Origin of the sequence: Streptomyces sp. TLI_053 (genome assembly GCF_900105395.1) — a bacterium.
Taxonomy (GTDB): domain Bacteria; phylum Actinomycetota; class Actinomycetes; order Streptomycetales; family Streptomycetaceae; genus Kitasatospora.
Map to the genome: position 1 here is coordinate 908,751 of NZ_LT629775.1, position 18,118 is coordinate 926,868.

Genomic DNA, 18,118 nt, shown 5'->3' on the forward strand with positions numbered 1-18,118 from the left:
ACTGCCATGACCAGTACCCCCACCAGCACCGAGCCCGGCGCGAAGCCCGACATCCAGCTCATCGAGCAGAACGGCGAGGTGACCCTCAGCATCGGCGGAGAGCAGGCCATGCAGGCCTGGGAGCGCGACCTGATGTGGGCGAGCGCCGACCTGCTCTGCGAGTACGGCCAGGACTTCTACGAGGTCGGGCTCGGCCTCGGGCTGTCCGCCCTGCGGATCGCCCGGAACCCGGCCACCCGCCGGCACACCGTGCTGGAGATCTTCGACGAGGTCGAGGACCTCTTCCGCGCGAAGCACCCCCAGGTGCCCGAGAACCTCACCGTCGAACGCGGGGACTTCTTCCGGCGGATCTTCGAGCTGCCCTCGGAGAGCATCGACGGGATGTTCTTCGACCCGGCCCTGGACATGGAGGTGTGGACCGACGCCGAGCTGTGGGCCCGCACCATGCCCGAGGTGGTCCGGGTGCTGCGCCCGGGCGGGGTCTTCATCCCCTTCTTCAGCACCAAGCCCGAGCTGCGCTGGCAGTACACCCCGCACTTCCGCTCGATCCGGGTCGAGCGCCACCCCTACACCGCGTACGACACCACCGAGTACACCCACGGCACCAGCGGTGACGCCTACATCCAGTGCTTCCTCAAGGACTGAGCGCCATGACCACCGACCTCACCGCCCACCTCGCCGACCTGCCCCGGACCTTGTTCCTGGCCGGGCCGTTCATCCAGTTGCTCGACCCGGAGACCGGGGAGATGCCGCCGGGCGCCCGGGAGCCCTTCGATCTGCTGATCAAGCACTTCGAGTCGCAGGGCGTCGCCGTCCACAACGCCCACCGCCGGGAGGCCTGGGGCGCCGAACTGATGCGTCCCGAGCAGTGCACCGCACTCGACCAGGAGGAGATCCGCAAGGCGGAGCTCTTCCTCGCCCTGCCCGGTTCCCCGGCCTCCCCCGGCACCCACATCGAGATCGGCTGGGCCAGCGCCTTCGGCAAGCCGATCGTGCTGCTGCTGGAACGCGGCCGGGAGTACACCTTCCTGGTCCAGGGGCTGCACACGGTGGCGGAGGTGGAGGAAGTGGTCTACACCGACCTCGCCGCCTCGCTGCCCGCCGTCGACCGCGCCGTCCAGCGGGTCCTGGCGCGCCACCGCGGCACGTCCCGGCCTGCCTGACCTGCCTGACCTGCCTGCTCCATCCGCTCCACCCCACCCGACACCACCCGACCCACCTGCCCGCCCCGGCTGCCACCGGCGCCGGGACCGCCGCCACCGACAGGAGCCACCACGTCCGATGCGACGCCGCCACGGCTCGCCCGCCCCGAACGCCGTCCTCGCGGTCGCCGCCGTGCTCGCCGTGCTCCTGTCGGTGGTGGCCGCGGCCCCGCCGGGCCGCCACCTCTCCGGGTCCCACCGGCACGGCGACGGGCCACGAACCCCCGCCGCCGTCACCCACACCGTGACGCTGCACAGCGACGCAACCGGTGCGGCCTGGCGAGGCCGTCAGCGGGTGGGCTTCACCCAGGTCGCGCCCGAACCGCTGTCCGCCGTGTACCTGCGGCTCTGGGGCAACGCCCGCGGCGGGTGCGCGGCGCCCGCCGTCCGGCTGACGGGCATCACCGGCACCTCCAGCGCGGACTGCACCACGCTCAGGGTCCCGCTCCCCCGGCCGCTGCGCCAGGGCGAGTCCGGCACCCTCGACTTCGAGCTGTCCGTCGACGTCCCCGAGGGCCTCGACCGCTTCGGGCGCGACGGCGCGTACACCGTCCTCGGCAACGCCCTGCCCACGCTCGCCGTGCTGGACGGCGACGGCTGGCACCTCGACCCGTACACCCGCAACGGTGAGTCCTTCTACTCCCTCGCGGCCGACTACTCCGTCACCCTGGACCACCCCTCCGGCCTGCTGGTCCCCGCCACCGGCAGCGCCACGGACGCGCCCGGCGGACCGGGCCGGACCGTCACCACCGTCACCGCCCGTCGGGTCCGCGACTTCGCCTGGGCCGCCGGTCCGTTCACCCGGCTCGCGGGCCGGTCGGCGGACGGCGTGCGGATCGGGGTGTTCGCGACCCCCGACGTCACCGCCGAGGAGGCCGGCCGGATGCTGGAGCTCGCGCGCGGCGCGGTCGACGCGCACTCCGCCCGCTTCGGCGCCTACCCGTACGGCGAGCTGACCGTCGTCCTCGACAACGCCTTCTGGTTCAGCGGCATGGAGTACCCGGGCTTCGTCCTCGACCGGGTCAAGCCCTTCGCGCTGGTCCACGAGCTGGCGCACCAGTGGTGGTACGGCATCGTCGGCGACGACCAGTACCGCGCGCCCTGGCTGGACGAGTCCTTCAGCGAGTACGCCGCCGACCTCGTCCTGGGCGGGGGCGACGAGGACTGCTCGGCGCCCGCCCACTGGGAGTCCGAGGACGAGCGGCTGACCTCGCCCATGAGCCACTGGGACGCGCACCCCGACCGGTACGAGGCGGTCGTCTACGACCACGGCTCCTGCGCCCTCCACGAACTGGGCCGACTGCTCGGCGCGGACACCATGGCCGTCCTGCTGCGCGACTACGCCCGGGCCCACTGGTACGACGTCTCGACCACCGCGGCGTTCAAGGCCGCCGCCCAGGCGGTCGCCCCGGTGGACCTCGCCCCGTTCTGGCAGGAGCACCGGATCGACGGCTGAGGCCCCGGGCCGGGCGCGCACGGCGCCCGGCCCGGGGACCAGGAGCGGGACCAGGAACAGCGGTCAGGAACAGCGGTCAGGAGCAGGGATCAGGAGCAGGGATCAGAACTCACTGGTGACGCTCACCCCACTGAAGCCCTGCTGGGCGTAGAGGCTGAAGAAGACGTAACCGGCCTGCGGGCTGGTGACGGTGAGGGTCTCGGCGTTGTCCGGGCCCGCCGACCGGGTGACGTACGAGTCGGTGTAGGCCCAGCCGTACGGGTTGTAGTAGAGCTCGCCGTTGCCGGTGCCGCCACTGCTCGTGACCCGGACCTGGCGGGTGCCCGCCGGCACCCAGAGGTAGAAGTGCGCGTAGTTGCCGGTGGTCGCCGACAGGTTGCTCCGGGCGCAGTTGCTGTCGAGCTTGCGGATGTCACCGCCCGCGCACTCGGTCAGCCTCGGGAAGCTCGGGGTGTTCCTGCACTCGCCGGCCGCGCAGGAGTTCAGCCAGGCGTCGAAGTCGGCGTCGTACCGGGTGCCGATGGTCGTCTTGAGGAGGGTGCGGGAGCCGGCCCAGTCGCCCTTGCGGTACAGGGCGAGGAGGCTGTCCACGTCGGGCCGGTGGCGCTCCAGCATGTAGCGGACGGCGAGGTAGCCCCAGCGGTAGGTGCGGTCCTCGTTCTCGTAGTGGCTGTCGAAGAGCGTGCTCAGCCGGTAGGTGTGCTTGGCGGCCGCCTCGATCGCCAGGGTGTTCACGACCTCGAGGTAGGAGTCGGCGACGACCTCGGCGAGGCCCTCGGTCCACCAGGCGACGGGGGTGGGGTCGGCCGCCTCGAAGCTGCCGTACATGTCGAACCGGGCGTCGAGGTAGTGGGTGTACTCGTGGTTGAGGTTCCAGATCGAGAAGCCCGGCTCGCCCCAGGTCTTCTCGTAGGCGACGAACCGGGCCTTGTTGCCGGCCTTGGCCGGGCTGCCCTCCAGGTACATGCCGCCGTTGTCGGTGGAGTTTCCGAACATGACCGTGGAGAGCAGCTTGTACTCGGCGGAGCTGTCGAACACGACGACGTCGATGGTGCTGTTGAGGTCGTCCGCGACCGGGCCGTCGTCCCGCACCACGGCGTGGAAGAAGGCGTCCTGGCCGTTGAGGCTGGTGCAGGTGCCGTCCAGCTGCTCCGGGGCCATGGACTCGGCGAGGATGCGGATGCTCGGGCTGCACTGCTCGATGTGGGTCAGGTACTCGGCCTGGAACCGCTCGGCGTCCTGGCAGGTGCCGTAGGAGGCGCAGTTCGCCTGGTCGTAGTTGCGCACGCCGACCGCGGCCGTCGCGCGCTGGTTCCGGGTGGGGCCGGTGACCGAGAACTTCGCGGTGAGCGCCTGAAGGAGCGGACGCACCCGCGGGCGGAACTCGGGGTAGAACATGAACCGGCTCAGCTCGTTGACGGCGTTGGAGAGCACGCCGTCGTAGGCGCCGCCGGCGTGGACGAGGGCCCGATCGGCGAAGGCCGCCACCAGGTCGATCAGCGCCGGGTCCTTCTGGATCTCCTCGCGGAACTTCGGGTCCTCGCTCCGGATGCCCCGGTACAGCACCAGGAAGGCCGGGTTGAGTGCCCACATCAGGTTGTCCTTGTCCCACGCGCTGCTGGTGTAGGCGGTGAGCAGGCGCTTGGCGATCGGCAGGTAGGTGACGGGCTCGCGGGTGACGTCGGCCAGCACGCCCGCGTTCGCCAGCGGGCCGGCGTTCTCGGCGGTGGTGTCCAGCGCGTGGGAGTTGTCGAAGAAGGCCCGCACGCCGGGGAGGATCGCCTTCGGGACCTCGCTGCTGTACTCGCCGACCACGAGACGGTTGTCCCACTGCACGGCGTAACCGGCCTGCAGGTAGTACATCAGTTGCTGGATCGAGCCGCTGTTGTCGCCCCGGTAGGCGACGGCGGCCTCGTTGACGGCGGCGGCCACCGTGAGCATCTGGGACTCGCGGAACGCGGCGGCCGCGTAGCGGGGCTCGATCCTGAACAGACTGTCGACGCAGGCCATGTCCACGGACTTGATGAGCCTGATCAGCTCCACGCCCGTCCGCCCGAAGTCGGTCGGGTTGCAGGCCACGGCCTCGCCGGACGCCTCGCCGGGCGCCTCACCGGCGGCCGCGCCCCGGCCGGACCGCTCGGCCGCCGCCGACTGCTGGACGCGCCAGGGGGCGAAGTCGTTGCGGGGCTCGAGATCGGCCGACCCGAGGTCCCCGCTGTGCGCGGCGGGCACCGCGGCGGGGTCGCCGGACCGCACGGTCCGCTCGACGCCGGGCGGCGGGAGCTCGTCGGAGGGGGCCGTGCGTGCCCCAGCGGCGCCGCCGCCGGTCGGCGGTACCGCGACGGGGGACGCGGCGACGGGTGCGGCCTGCCCGAGCGGGGCGAACAGACCGACTGTCAGGACCATGGAGAGCACTAGCGTCAGGAGTCTTGCCAACTGCCGCAGGTGCGACAGACGTGCGGTTCTCACGTGGGGGCCTCCGGGCCTTGGGTCGGTCGCGTTGGGGACGCGACCGGTGGGGGTGAGGACCAAAGGACGACGGTGGTCGATGGGACTCCGTCGATACCGGTGGGGAGCGGTGATTAGTACCATGGCACATGTCACATCACCTTTGAAAGCCCTTTACCGCCCGCCTGTTCGACCAGGAACGTTCCGCATCGGCGACATGACGATCCGTCACTGACGTTCCGACACAACGGAATTCAACGCTCCGAAAGTCCGGTCCGGTCGATCGTCCGTCGGCCCGACAGCTCGACGACCGATCAGCCCGATCAGCCCGATCGGGCTGATCGGGCTGATCGGGCTGATCGGGCTGATCGGGCTGATCGACCCCAATGGCCCGAACGGCCCGATGATGGACAGTCAGGCCCCGTACACGGCCACCGCCGTGCGCACGAAGCCGCGGACCAGCGGATTCGGGTCCCCCGCGTTCCAGGCCGTCACCACCCGGCTCGGCGGCATGTCGGTCACCGCCACGACGGCCAGTCCGGCGGGCGGCTCGTGCCCGAGCGGCGCCATCCCGACCGTGCCGTTCCAGAGCACCGCCTGCCGGCACTCCTGGACGGCGCGCACGACCGGACCCTGCCGTCGGGCGCCGCCGTTCCAGTACGCCTGCCAGCGCGGGTCCGTCCCCTCCGGGAACTGGAACCACCGCCGCCCGGCCAGGTCGGCCAGCCGCAGCCTGGTACGGCCGGCGAGCGGATCGTCGGCGCGCAGCACCGCGCCCACCGGGTCCGCCCGCAGCTCCCGGACACACAGCCCGGTCTCGTCGAACGGGCCGCGGGTCAGCGCGACGTCGACCAGGCCGGCCCGCAGCCCGCAGGTCGGGTCGGTCAGATCGGTCTCCCGGACGCGGATCTCCACGTCGGGGCGCCGGTCGCGGTAGGCGGCGGCCAGCCGCGCGATCCCGAGGTCGGCGCTGTCACCCAGGAGGCCGACGGTCAGGGTGGCCGGTCCGGCCGCCGCTGCGACCCGCGCCCGGGCCAGCTCGGTGCGGTCCAGCAGCTCGCGCGCCTCGGCCAGCAGCGTCTCCCCGGCCGGGGTGAGTGTCGTACCGGTGGCCGAGCGGTTCAGCAGAACGGCGCCGAGCTCGGCCTCCAGCTGCCGGATCGCCCGGCTCAGCGGGGGCTGGCTCATGTGCAGACGGGCGGCGGCCCGGCCGAAGTGGAGTTCCTCGGCGACGGCGACGAAGTACCGCAGGGTCCGCAGCTCCATACCGGCAACGATACCCGTGCGGTATCGGCCGCCACGGAACGGGTCTTGGACGGGCGCAGCGCCCGGACGGTGCAATCGATCCATGACCGAAGAACCGAACGCCGGCGCACCCGCCACGGCCCCTGACGACCCCGCCGCCCCCGTACTCCCCGCCGCGCCCACCGTGTCCGTGGTCGGCCCGGGCGAGGGCGAGACCGTCCTGCTCGGCACCACCCGGATGCGGATCCTGGAGGACGGCACCACCACCGGACATCGCCTGGGCATCGCCGAGTCCGTGATCGCCCCGCACACACCCGGCCCGCCCCAGCACCGCCACGCCGGGCACGACGAGGGCTTCTACGTCGTCTCCGGCTCGGTGCGGTTCACCGTCGGGAGCGAGGAGCACGACGCGGTCGCGGGAACCCTGGTCGTCGTCCCGCCGGGCGCACCGCACACCTTCGCCAACGTCGGCGACGAACCGGCCGTCATGCTCAGCACCTTCACCCCCGACCCGTACGTCCGGTACTTCCGCGAGCTGCGGGACCTCCACGCCGGCGCCGAGGCCGTGACACCCGAGGCGCAGCTCGGGCTGATGCGCCGCTACGCGACCGAACCCGCCTCGGCTCCCACCCCCGGGCCGTCCTGAACCGGGGCCGTCCTCCCCGGGCCGTCCTCCCCGGTGCCGTCCTGACCGGTGCCCGAGGGGGTACTGCCAGGATGCTCCCATGGACATCCACACACCCGGCGGGATCCTGGTGCGCACCGCCGCGCCTTCGGACTGGTCCGCGATCGCGGGCATCGACACGATCGCGGCGGCGGGCGACCAGGGCCGGCGCGCGGCCGTCCGGCGATGGTGCGAGGAGGGGCTCGTCCTGGTGGCCGAGGACCCGTCGGGGCCGCTGGGGTACGGCGTGCTGGAGCACACCTTCTTCGAGCAGGGATTCGTGACCATGCTGATGGTCGCGGACGGCGCCCGCCGACGCGGCGTCGGTTCGCTCCTGCTCCGCGCCGCGGGGGCGGCCTGCACCGCGCCCAAGCTGTTCACCTCGACGAACGTCTCGAACCTGCCGATGCAGCGGCTGCTCGGGCGCGAGCGGTGGCGCGCGGTCGGGTTGCTGCACGGGTTGGACGACGGTGATCCCGAGCTCTTCTTCCTCTGCCCACCGGAGCGGGTCGGAGCCGGCGGCAGCTGACCGGCCGCACGGGGTCCGGCCGCCGTCGGCCCAACCGCCCCGCCCGGACCGGCTTCAGCAGCCGGCGGGGACGCGCCGGTGGTCGAGGGCCAGGGTGATCGCCCCGTGCAGGGAGGCGTCGGCGGTGAACCGCGCCGGGAGGACGGCCGGCGGGAACGGCACGGCGCGGTCCAGGTGCTCGGTGAGGGCGGGCAGGATCACCGCTCCGGCGGCCATCATGCCGCCGCCGACCACGACCCGTTCCGGGTCCAGCAGCACCGCGATGTTGGCGACGGCTGTCGCGAGCGTGTCGAGCGCCTCCCGGGCGATCCGCCCGGCCACCGGGTCGGCGCTGGTGAACAGGCGGTCGGCGGTGAGCTCCTCGCCCAGTTCGGCGGCGCTGCGTTCGCCGAGGGCCTTGCCACCGACCAGTTCCTCCAGTGGCGCGCGCCCGTCCGCGACGGCGGCGACGGGCACCCCGCCCGACCGGCCGGGGTCCAGGTAGGCGATCTCGCCGGCCGCCTGGTGCGCGCCGTCGAGCACCCGGCCGCCGACGGTGAGCGCGGCGGCGACGCCGGTGCCGAGGCTGAGGTAGACGCCGGGGTCGGCGCCGCGCAGGGCGCCCCGGCGCAGTTCGGCGAGGGCTCCGGCGCGGACGTCGTTGGCCACCGCGACGCTGTCCACGCCGAGTTCGAGCGCCAGGCGCTCGGCGAGGGCGAGGCTCTCCCAGCCGGGCAGGTTCGGCGTGAGCAGGATCCGGTCCGGCCGGATGACGCCCGGGCTGACCGCGGCGTGGGCGACCACCGGCAGACCGAGCGCGGTCCGGGCGTACCCGGCGAGTTCGCGGACCGCCGCACCGGTGCGGGCCAGGACCTGGTCGGGCCCCTGCTCGGGACGGGTGGCGAACCTGATCCGCCGCAGCGGGGTGCCGTCGGAGTCGGCGAGGGCGACCTCGGTCTTGGTGCCGCCGAAGTCGATGCCGATGACGGCGCCGGCACCGACAGGGCGAGGGTGCGGACGGGGGTGCGGACGGGGGTGCGGGCGGGTGTCGGCGGTGTCGGCGGTGTCGGCGGTCAAGGAGTGGTCCTCGGATGGTGGCCGGGCGGCGGGCGGGCGGCGGTGCGGCGCCACCCACCCGCCGGCCGGCGGTCGGGGGTGGAACGGGTCGGTGGTCAGCCGACCGGAGCGGCCTCGGCCCCGGCGTTCTGGGCGTCCAGGAACTCCTCGCGGATCTCCTTGGGGCCGAACGGCCAGGCGCCCTCGACCTTGGACCAGATCAGGTAGGCGACGCAGCCGAGGCCGACCCAGGCCAGCGACCACTCGATCGGGTGGACACCCGGGTTGGCCTTGTCCGCGTAGCCGTAGATGACCGTCCAGCCGATGGCGGCGACGACGGCCGGCAACGGGTAGAGCAGCATCCTGTAGGGGCGGGCGAGGTCGGGCTGCCGCTTGCGGAGCACGACCACGGCGGCGATCTGGGCGAGCGCCTGGACGATCACCATGACACTGGTGAGCAGGGTGATCAGCACGGTGAGCGGCGGGTGCTCGGCGACGTTCCCGATGTGCCGGGCGAACAGGAAGCCGCCGGCGGTGATCGCGCCCATCGACAGCAGCCCGACGACCGGGAACTCGTGCTTGGGATGGAGCTTGCCGAAGGCGCGGAAGAACATCCCGTCGCGGGCCGCGTCGTAGGGCACGCGCGAGCCGCCGAGCAGACCGGCGCAGACGGAGGCGAAGGCGGTGATCAGGATGAGGACCGTCACGGTGTCGGCGGCGCCCTTGCCCCAGGTCTGTTCCAGCACCGCGGAGGCGACCGATCTGGAGGCGACGTTCTCCGGGTCGAGCATGTCCTGCCAGTGGATCACGCCGAGGACGCCGATCTGCATCAGCAGGTAGACACCCATGATGGCGATGATCGAGACGATGATGGCGCGCGGCATGACCCGGCCGGGGTTCTTGATCTCGGCACCGAGGTACGAGGCGGTGTTGTAGCCGAGGTAGTCGTAGATCCCGATGGTCAGACCGGCGGCGAAGCCGATCCAGAACTGGCCGTGGGTCAGCTCGATCGCGTGGGCGGGCCAGGTGAAGGCCATCGAGGGGTGGAAGTCGGTGAAGGAAGCGAGGATCACCGCGCCGACCGAGACGATCATCACGCCCCAGAGCGCGACGGTGAGCTTGCCGATGTTCTCGACCTTGCGCCACAGCAGGAGCACGACCAGGGCGAGGACGGCCACGCCGACGATGTCGCCCTGCGCGGTGGTCATGCCCGGCCACAGGTAGGCGAGGTACTGCACCAGACCCTGGACGCCGGTGGACATGATCAGCGGGATGAAGAGCATCGCCGTCCAGACGAACAGGAACGGCATCAGCCGCCCGGTCCGGTACTGGAAGGCCTCGCGCAGGTAGACGTAGGTGCCGCCGGCCCCGGGCAGCGAGGCGCCGAGCTCGGCCCAGACCAGACCGTCGGCGAGGGCGAGCAGCGCGCCGGCGATCCAGCCGACGACGGCCTGCGGACCGCCGAAGGCGCCGACCATCAGCGGGATGGTGACGAACGGGCCGATCCCGCACATCTGGCTCATGTTGATCGTGGTGGCCTGGAAGAGGCCGATTCTTCGGGTGAAGCCTGCGGACACGGATGGCTCCATGAGGTGGGGGACGGAGCGGAGGAGGAGGCGACGCGGGCATTAAGTTAAGGAACATTACTTTCAGCGTCAAGGGCCTGCTCCACCCGTCGATGTCACGATCCGGCCACCTCCGCCCGCCGGTGCCCCGTCCCGTCCGGCCTCGGCACCCGCCGGCGGGCCGGAGACCCTCACCGTGCTGTGCGGCCGCCCTCCAGCACCGCACAGGGGACCAGCAGAGCCGTCGCCACCCCGGCGACCGGCGGGACCCGCCCGGCCCCGCCGGCCCCGTTCTCGGCGGGACGTCCGTCACGGAGGACCGGTTGACCCTCGGTCGTAAGCACCGTGACGAACCGTCAGCCCCGGTGGCTGCCCTGCGGAGCGGCGCCCCGGGGCCGCAGCTCCCTCGCGGCCACCTCCCGGAAGCCGTGCGGAGGTCGGCCGGTGAGGCGCAGGACGGTGTCGGTGGTGCGGTCCTCCGCCCCGGCGGCGATGGCACCGTCGAGATCGGCCAGCATCGCGGCGAAGCGGGCGGGCATCCCCCTGGTCAGCTCGGCGGCCAGTTCCGCGCGGCCGAGCCGCCGGTGGACGACGGGGCGGCCGAGGAACTCGGCGGCGATCCGGGCGATGTCGTCGTAGCCGAGAGCCTCCGGGCCGGTCAGGACCAGGTCGGTGTCGGGTGCCCGGTCGGCGGTGAGGGCGTGCGCGGCGACGGCGGCGATGTCCGCGGCGTCCACGAAGCCGACCCGGCCGCTCCCGGTCGCCGTGCGGACGACGCCCTCCTCGCGGATGCTGCGGGCGTGCGGGTGCGCGCCGGTGAAATTCTGCAGGAACCAGGAGGGGCGCAGCACGGCCCACTCCTCGAACAGTCCGGGCAGCTCGGCGTGCACGGCACCCACCGCCGGGCCGCCCTCCGGCACCGCCGAGGAGCTGAGCAGGACGGCGCGGCGCACGCCCGCGGCGACGGCCAGCCGGAGGAAGGGCAGCATGACGGGCAGCGGCTCGGGCTCGCCGACCGGGGGGACGAGGTAGAGCCGGTCGTGGTCGCCGAGGGCGGCGTCGAAGGTGGTGGGGTCGTACCAGTCGAAGCGCACCGCCGTGGCGCCGGGCAGCGGGGCGGCGCGGCGGCTCGCGGCGCCGACACGGTGTCCGGCGGCGACCAGCGCGGCGACGGTCCGGCTCCCGGTGGTCCCGGTGGCGCCGACGACCAGGGTGGACGGGGTGACGGTCATCGGGTGCTCCCCGGAGCGAAGTCGACGCCGGCCTCCAGCACGGCGAGCGGGTTCCAGTAGTCGCGGTAGGAGGCGAACCGGCCGTCCCGGACGGTCACCACGGCGATGTAGCGCATGTCGAAGGGCGCGCCCGTCCCGACCAGGAGGCCGACGCCGCGCATCTCCACGACCACGGTCTGCGGGTCGTCCGTCCGGTGGATCCTCAGCTCGGGGAAGTCGCGCAGGTCGATGTGGTCGGTGTAGCCCGCCATGTAGGCGGCGACGGCGGGCCGGCCGTCGAGCCGGGTCGGCCGTCCGGGCGGGGCGAAGGGGAACTCCATGACGCCGTCCTCGGCCCACAGGCCGACCCAGCCGGCGATGTCCTTGTCGAGCAGCAGGCGCAGGCTGTGGCGGTACAGCTCCTCCGGCGTCGTCCCGGCGGTTTCGGGCACGGCTGTCACGGGTGTCTCCCTCCGATTGAATGCGGACCAGCGGTCCGCTTCACCGGGGACGATACGGACCGCCGGTCCGGATCGCAAACCGGGACCGGGCGGGGCACCCGGCGCGGCCCCGGGAACGCGAAAAGGCGGCTGCCGGAGGGCAGCCGCCTTCACCGGCCGGGCCGGGAGCAGGTGGAGCGGGTGGAACAGGCGGAGCAGATGGAACACAGGCGGAACAGGCGGAACGGCGGCACGGGGCCGGGCGGCCCGGAGGAGCCGGTCAGCCGCCGTTGCGGCCGTTGACCAGCACGCGGTCACCGAGGTGCTCGGTGTGGTAGCCGACATCGGCCAGCAGCGCGGCGACCCGGAGCGTCTCCTGGAAGTTCCGCGAGCGGACGGCGGCGCCGCCGCGCGGAGGCGTCGCGCCACCGCCGACACCACCGGAGGCGTCGGCGGCACCGGAGGGCCAGGCCGCCTGCCAGGAGACGACCACGCCGTGGGCGACGTCGGAGACCGTGGCGCCGCCGGTCCCGCGCACCTTGTCGGCAAGCGGCAGCCCCGCCGCGCGCAGCGTGGCGGTGACGGAACCGAGAAGGTTGCGATGATCAGACAGCATGCAAACCAGTCTAAATAACAAACGTGAGGTGAACTTCCCGTAAAGGCCTGAGTTCGGCCTCAAGGGTGACCGGGCGATCGGCCGGGCGGGGGAGATCACCGTCGACCCCACCGCCGCGGCCGAGTCGGCCGGGCCCGCGCGGGCCGCCCGCGCGAGGCCGGGGCGGGGTGCCGGCCGACCTCGCGAGCGCCACGGCCGGGCCGGGTTCCAGGGGACCCGGCCCGGCCTGCGGGACGGCTCAGCGAGCACCGTCGGCCGCTACGGCAGCCACTGGTTGCCGGTGACGGCGATCATCACCTGGAGCTGGATGCTGGAGCCGTAGTAGCTGCCCTGGTCCAGCGGGACCGAGTTCATCTTGGTCCAGAGCGCGTCCAGCCAGGCCTGGCTCCCGGTGTCGGTGGCCGCGGCCACCGCGAACGGTGCGATGAACGCCACCGAGGAGCCGGACTCGGCGACCGTGCCGTTCAGCTTGTAGCCCTGGGCGATCCGGTCCGGGTCGCCGCCGGTCGCCTGCTTGATCCAGGAGTTCATCTTCCGGACCGCGGCGAGGGACTTCGGGTCGCCGGTGGTCAGGCCGTCCACACCCAGCCGCCAGGGGTCGCGGCAGGCGTTCCAGGAGTAGGCGCCGTCCAGCGGGCTCTCCAGGACCTGACCGGCCGCGGGCTTCGGGTTGCCGGTGTTGGTCGACACCGCGAAGTCGGGGAGCAGGCCGGTGGTGGGGGCGTAGTTGGTCTGCAGGTGGGTGACGAGGTTCTGGTGGGCGGTCAGGATGCCGTCCCAGGCGCTGTCACCGGTGGCCTTCCGGAAGGCCTTGAAGTGCCCGCTGAGCCAGTCCGAGCTGCGGCTCATGGTGTTGTAGTTGCCGTCCGACCAGTCGCCGAGGTTCATCAGCCTGGTGCCGGGGACGACCTCGCTCGCCTTGATGGCGTTGATCCGCTTCACCGCGAGCTGCTTGTAGTTGTAGCCGCCGGTGGTGCTGCCCCACTGCTTGTCGGCGAGCAGCAGCGCGTAGGCGATCTCCAGGTCCCCGTCGGTCGCGGAGTCGCTGCCGTTGACGCTCTTGCAGCCGGCGTCCTGCTCGGCCGCGTGCAGGTCGGGGTTGTTGACGGACGGGTGGTCGAGGACGAACTTCAGCAACCGGTCGAAGGTGGCGCGGGCGTCCGGGTCGGCCCCGGCCATGGTCGCCAGGATGGTGAGGCCGTAGCCCTGGCCCTCCGCGACGTACGGGTGGTCCGCGTCGACCGAGGCGATGGCCGACCAGCCGTTGCCGCACTTGGAGGTGACGAAGGCGGACTTCCACTTCTTGTAGTAGTCCACCACCTTGGCGTCGTTGGCGGCGCGGTCGCCGGAGACCGTGATGGTGCCCGCCGCGTACGGGAAGGAGTGGGTGCCGAAGGGGACGGCCGCACCGCCGCCGGGCGGGGTCGTCGTGGTGGTGGGGGTGGGGGTGGTCGGCGTGGGCGTCGGGGTCGGGGTCCCGGCGCCGCCGTAGACCTCCACCTCGTACAGCGAGTAGCCGTAGGAGGTGGCGCGCTTGGTGCCGTAGACCCGCAGGTAGCGGCCGGTGCCGGAGACGGTGAGGGTGTCGGTCCCGCCGTCGCCGGCGGTGGTGCTGTAGAGCTGGCGCCAGGTCGACCCGTCGTCGGACAGCTCGACGCGGTAGGCCTTGGCATAGGCACCCTCCCACTTCAGGACGACCTGGCCGACGGACGTGCCGGCGCCGAGGTCGATCCGGATCCACTGGTTGTCGACGCCCTCGGCGCTCGCCCAGCGGGTGGTGCCGGAGCCGTCGACGGCCTTGCCGCCCTCCAGGCCGGAGGCCTCGGTGGAGGAGACGGTCACGGCCTTGCCGAGGGCGAGGTTGGGGCTGGCGGCGGTCGCGGACGAGAGTCCGGTCAGGCCGGTGATCAGGCCCCCGGTGAGGGCGGCCGCCGCGAGGACGGCCCAACTTCTCTTTTTGGTAAAGGACATGGCGGGACTATGTGGGGCCGCGGATGATCGAGTCAATAACCTTGTTAGTAAAGTTTCCTATCGAAGTCGCGAGCCACCCCGGCCCCGGCCGACCGGCCCGGGGAAGCCGTCGACGGGCCCCTTGACAGCGTCGGCGCCGCTTCGGGAGCATGGCGGGACGAGTTAGGAAAGATCCCTTACTTGACCTCGCCCCCCACGACCCCGCGACCCCGCCCGGAGGCGGCGGCCGGGGCGCCCCGGCCGATCCGGCGGGGAGGGAAGCGCCCGGCGACCCGGGTGATGGACCGGGCGGCCGGGCGGAGGGCGTTCACCAGCAGGTAGTCACCAGCGGGCGTGGACCTGGGGGCGGAGACGGGTGTCGTAGAGCTCGCGGACGGCGGCGAGGGTGGCGGGCGGGAGCGGCGCCAGGCCGGCGGCGGCCGCGTTGGCGCGGGCCTGCTCCGGGTTCCGGGCACCCGGGATGACGGTGGTGACGCCCGGCTGCTGGAGGATCCAGCGCAGCGCCGTCTGCGCCGGCGTCGCGCCGGCCGGGGCGAGCTCGGAGAACGCGGCCGCCGCCTCGACACCGGTCGCGTAGTCGACCCCGGAGAAGGTCTCACCCTGGTCGAAGGCCTCGCCGTGCCGGTTGTAGGTGCGGTGGTCGTCGGCGGCGAACCGGGTCTGCGCGGTGTACCGGCCGGAGAGCAGGCCGGAGGCCAGCGGCACCCGGGCCAGGATGCCCACCCCGGCGGCGGCCGCCGCCGGGAGCACCTGCTCCAGCGGCTTCAGCCGGAAGGCGTTGAGGATGATCTGGACACTGGCGACCCCGGGGCGGGCGATCGCGGTCAGTGCCTCCGCACAGGTCTCCACGCTCACGCCGTAGGCGGCGATCCGCTGCTCCGCGACCAGGGTGTCGAGCGCGTCGTACACCTCGTCGGCGGAGTAGACCGGCGTGGGCGGGCAGTGCAGCTGCACCAGGTCGAGCCGGTCCACACCCAGGTTCGATCGCGAACGGTCGGCCCAGGAGCGGAAGTTGTCGAGCATGTAGTGCTCCGGGCGCTGCTCCGCCCGGCGGCCGAACTTGGTGGCGACGAACACCTCCGCGTCCGGACGGTCCTTCAGGTAGCGGCCGATCAGCTGCTCGCTGCGGCCGTCACCGTAGACGTCGGCGGTGTCGAAGAGGGTGACGCCGGCCTCGACCGAGGCGTCCAGCACCGCCAGGGCGTCCTCCTCCCGGACGTCGCCCCAGTCGGCACCGAGCTGCCAGGTACCGAGTCCTACCACCGAGACGGGCCGGCCGGTGCGGCCCAAAACGCGCTGTTCCATGTACCGACCCTCTCACAGCCCCCACCGGTCCGCCGTGCACCCACCATCGGGTGCGGCGCGGCCCGGCCGACCCGGCGGCGCCCCAGGATGTCCATACAAGTCGAGGCGTTCTTCTGACGTACAGCAACCGGACACCGGCGGTCGGCCCGGACGTACCCCGTACCCGCTGTCCTCTTCAGGCACCGTTCCTCCACCCCCCATCACAGGCAGAGGTCTCCCACCCATGGCTGAGCCGACTCGGCGCCGTTTCCTCCAACTTGCGGGCGCCACCGCCGCGTTCTCGTCGCTGTCGCAGAGCATCGCGCGGGCCGCCGCGATCGCCCCGGCCGGCGCCACCGGCACTCTCCAGGACGTCGAGCACATCGTCGTGCTGATGCAGGAGAACCGTTCGTTCGACCACTACTTCGGCGCGATGAAGGGCGTGCGCGGCTTCGGCGACCCGCGGCCGGTCACCCTGCCGAGCGGCAAGCCGGTCTGGTACCAGAAGGACAGCGGAAGCAAGGAGATCCTGCCGTTCCGCCCCCAGGTCAACAACCTGGGCATGCAGTTCGTCCAGGACCTCAACCACGACTGGGCCGGCGGCCACAAGGCCTTCAACAACGGCAAGTACGACCAGTGGGTGCCCGCCAAGACGGCCACCACGATGGCCTATCTGACCCGCCAGGACATCCCGTTCCACTACGCGCTCGCCGACGCGTTCACCCTCTGCGACGCCTACCACTGCTCGTTCATCGGCTCCACCGACCCGAACCGCTACTACATGTGGACGGGCCACACCGGCAACGACGGCACCGGCGGCGGCCCGGTGCTCGGCAACCAGGAGGCCGGGTACGGCTGGACCACCTACCCCGAGCGGCTGGAGAAGGCCGGCGTCTCCTGGAAGATCTACCAGGACATCGGCGACGGCCTGGACGCCGCCGGGTCCTGGGGCTGGATCAGCGACCCCTACCGCGGCAACTACGGCGACAACTCGCTGCTGTACTTCAACAACTACCGCAACGCCAAGCCCGGCCTCCCGCTGTACGACAAGGCCCGCACCGGCACCAACGCCAAGGCGGGCGACGGCCTGTTCGACCAGCTGCGCCGCGACGTGCAGGGCGGCACGCTCCCGAAGATCTCCTGGATCGCCGCCCCCGAGGCGTTCACCGAGCACCCCAACTGGCCCGCCAACTACGGCGCCTGGTACATCTCCCAGGTCCTGGACGCGCTGACCTCCAACCCCGACGTGTGGGCCCGGACGGCGCTGTTCATCACCTACGACGAGAACGACGGCTTCTTCGACCACGTGGTGCCGCCGTTCCCGCCCTCCTCCGCCTCCCAGGGGCTGTCGACCGTCGCCACCGGCGCCGACTACTACGGCGGCGGCATCGGCTACGGCGCCGGCGCCTACGGCCTCGGCCAGCGGGTGCCGATGCTGGTCGTCTCACCCTGGAGCACCGGCGGCTACACCTGCTCGGAGACCTTCGACCACACCTCGATCATCCGCTTCATGGAGCGCCGCTTCGGGGTGCTGGAGCCCAACATCTCGCCCTGGCGGCGCGCGATCTGCGGCGACCTGACCACCGCCTTCGACTTCACCGCCGCCGACCCGGCGCCCGCGGTCCTGCCGTCCACCACCGGCTACCGCCCGCAGGACGGCAACCGGCACCCGGACTACGTGCCCGCCCCGCCCGCCGTCGGCACCATGCCGAAGCAGGAGGCTGGCGCCAAGCCCACCCGTCCGCTCAAGTACGCACCCTACGTGGACGGTTCGGCCGACATCTCGACCGGCAAGTACCGCCTGACCTTCAGCGGCGGGGCGGCCGCGGGCGCGCAGTTCCTGGTCACCTCGCCCAACCGCACCGACGGCCCGTGGACCTACACGGCGGAGGCGGGCAAGAACATCTCCGACGCCTGGAACACCACCTACTCCAAGGGCGTCACGGACCTCACCGTGCACGGCCCGAACGGCTTCCTGCGCCGCTTCCGCAACCCCGGCAAGACCGCCGGGCCCGAGGTCACCGCGCGCCACAACCCGACCACCGGCAACCTCGACCTCACCTTCACCAACCCCGCCGGCGCCGACGCCGTCCTCACCGTCGCCAACGCCTACGGCGGCGCCCCGCAGACCGTCACCGTCCGCCGCGGCGCGACCGTCGGGTACACCGTCGACCTGCGCGGCTGCCGCAACTGGTACGACGTCACCGTCACCTCCTCCGTGACGGCCGACTTCGTCCGCCGCCTCGCCGGCCACGTCGAGACCGGCGCCCCCGGCCTCTCCGACCCGGGCCTGCTCACCTACTGAGCCCCACCCGCAGAGACCGACGCCTCACCTGACGAGCCCGGCCCGACCCCGTGGCCCGACCCGGGCGCCCCGCACTCCGGTGCGCCCGGGCCGGGCCGTTCCCGCGCCCGGCACCGCCCGGCACCGCCCGGCCGCGCCTCGCCGTGC

Annotated in this window: 15 protein-coding genes; 6 read left to right on the top strand and 9 right to left on the bottom strand. The window is 72.6% G+C overall.

The features are described 5' to 3' along the window. Positions 1-6 precede the first annotated feature (6 nt). The 3 genes from BLU95_RS03290 to BLU95_RS03300 all read left to right on the top strand — a co-directional run bounded on the left by BLU95_RS03290 (position 7) and on the right by BLU95_RS03300 (position 2,658). Positions 7-645, top strand: a complete 639-nt coding sequence (locus BLU95_RS03290) for a class I SAM-dependent methyltransferase (protein ID WP_093858597.1) — start codon at positions 7-9, stop codon at positions 643-645. 5 nt (positions 646-650) lie between these two features. Beyond that, entirely contained in the window at positions 651-1,163 is a 513-nt protein-coding gene (locus BLU95_RS03295) for a TIR domain-containing protein (protein WP_093858598.1), read from the top strand. A gap of 118 nt (positions 1,164-1,281) precedes the next feature. Next, entirely contained in the window at positions 1,282-2,658 is a 1,377-nt protein-coding gene (locus BLU95_RS03300) for a M1 family metallopeptidase (protein WP_093858599.1), read from the top strand. Positions 2,659-2,760: 102 nt separating this feature from the next. On the opposite strand, the gene BLU95_RS03305 is transcribed toward BLU95_RS03300, so the two are convergent. Then, positions 2,761-5,064, bottom strand: coding sequence for a M9 family metallopeptidase (locus tag BLU95_RS03305; RefSeq protein WP_093858600.1), 2,304 nt, complete (start codon positions 5,062-5,064; stop codon positions 2,761-2,763). A gap of 456 nt (positions 5,065-5,520) precedes the next feature. Continuing rightward, the gene (locus BLU95_RS03310; RefSeq protein WP_093858601.1) at positions 5,521-6,372 is read right to left on the bottom strand and encodes a LysR family transcriptional regulator; all 852 of its coding nucleotides are present in this window, start codon (positions 6,370-6,372) and stop codon (positions 5,521-5,523) included. Positions 6,373-6,454: 82 nt separating this feature from the next. Between BLU95_RS03310 and BLU95_RS03315 the strand changes: the two genes are divergently transcribed. Beyond that, the gene (locus tag BLU95_RS03315; protein WP_093858602.1) at positions 6,455-6,997 is read left to right on the top strand and encodes a cupin domain-containing protein; all 543 of its coding nucleotides are present in this window, start codon (positions 6,455-6,457) and stop codon (positions 6,995-6,997) included. 79 nt (positions 6,998-7,076) lie between these two features. Further along, positions 7,077-7,544: a GNAT family N-acetyltransferase gene (locus BLU95_RS03320; RefSeq protein ID WP_093858603.1), complete on the top strand. Its 468-nt coding sequence runs from the start codon at positions 7,077-7,079 to the stop codon at positions 7,542-7,544. Between the two features lie 54 nt (positions 7,545-7,598). Here BLU95_RS03320 and BLU95_RS03325 read toward each other — a convergent pair whose 3' ends face one another. The 7 genes from BLU95_RS03325 to BLU95_RS03355 all read right to left on the bottom strand — a co-directional run bounded on the left by BLU95_RS03325 (position 7,599) and on the right by BLU95_RS03355 (position 15,687). Beyond that, complete coding sequence (locus tag BLU95_RS03325) at positions 7,599-8,600, bottom strand: ROK family protein (protein ID WP_093858604.1); 1,002 nt, start codon at positions 8,598-8,600, stop codon at positions 7,599-7,601. Positions 8,601-8,695: 95 nt separating this feature from the next. Further along, positions 8,696-10,168 (bottom strand): APC family permease, encoded by a 1,473-nt coding sequence (locus tag BLU95_RS03330; RefSeq protein WP_093858605.1) that lies wholly within the window; start codon positions 10,166-10,168, stop codon positions 8,696-8,698. Positions 10,169-10,500: 332 nt separating this feature from the next. After that, positions 10,501-11,376, bottom strand: a complete 876-nt coding sequence (locus BLU95_RS03335) for an NAD(P)H-binding protein (protein WP_093858606.1) — start codon at positions 11,374-11,376, stop codon at positions 10,501-10,503. Then, positions 11,373-11,816 carry a nuclear transport factor 2 family protein gene (locus tag BLU95_RS43195; protein WP_502689793.1) on the bottom strand — a complete coding sequence of 148 codons (444 nt, stop codon included), beginning with the start codon at positions 11,814-11,816 and terminating at the stop codon, positions 11,373-11,375. The genes BLU95_RS03335 and BLU95_RS43195 overlap by 4 nt, the downstream gene beginning before the upstream one ends. Before the next feature lie 259 nt (positions 11,817-12,075). After that, entirely contained in the window at positions 12,076-12,411 is a 336-nt protein-coding gene (locus BLU95_RS03345; RefSeq protein ID WP_093858608.1) for a hypothetical protein, read from the bottom strand. Positions 12,412-12,669: 258 nt separating this feature from the next. Further along, entirely contained in the window at positions 12,670-14,382 is a 1,713-nt protein-coding gene (locus BLU95_RS03350; protein ID WP_093858609.1) for a glycosyl hydrolase family 8, read from the bottom strand. A 321-nt stretch (positions 14,383-14,703) separates the two neighbouring features. After that, positions 14,704-15,687 carry an aldo/keto reductase gene (locus tag BLU95_RS03355; RefSeq protein ID WP_093858610.1) on the bottom strand — a complete coding sequence of 328 codons (984 nt, stop codon included), beginning with the start codon at positions 15,685-15,687 and terminating at the stop codon, positions 14,704-14,706. A 223-nt stretch (positions 15,688-15,910) separates the two neighbouring features. Here BLU95_RS03355 and BLU95_RS03360 point away from each other — a divergent pair, with 223 nt between their 5' ends. Next, entirely contained in the window at positions 15,911-17,971 is a 2,061-nt protein-coding gene (locus BLU95_RS03360; RefSeq protein WP_093858611.1) for a phosphocholine-specific phospholipase C, read from the top strand. The last annotated feature ends 147 nt before the right edge of the window (positions 17,972-18,118 follow it).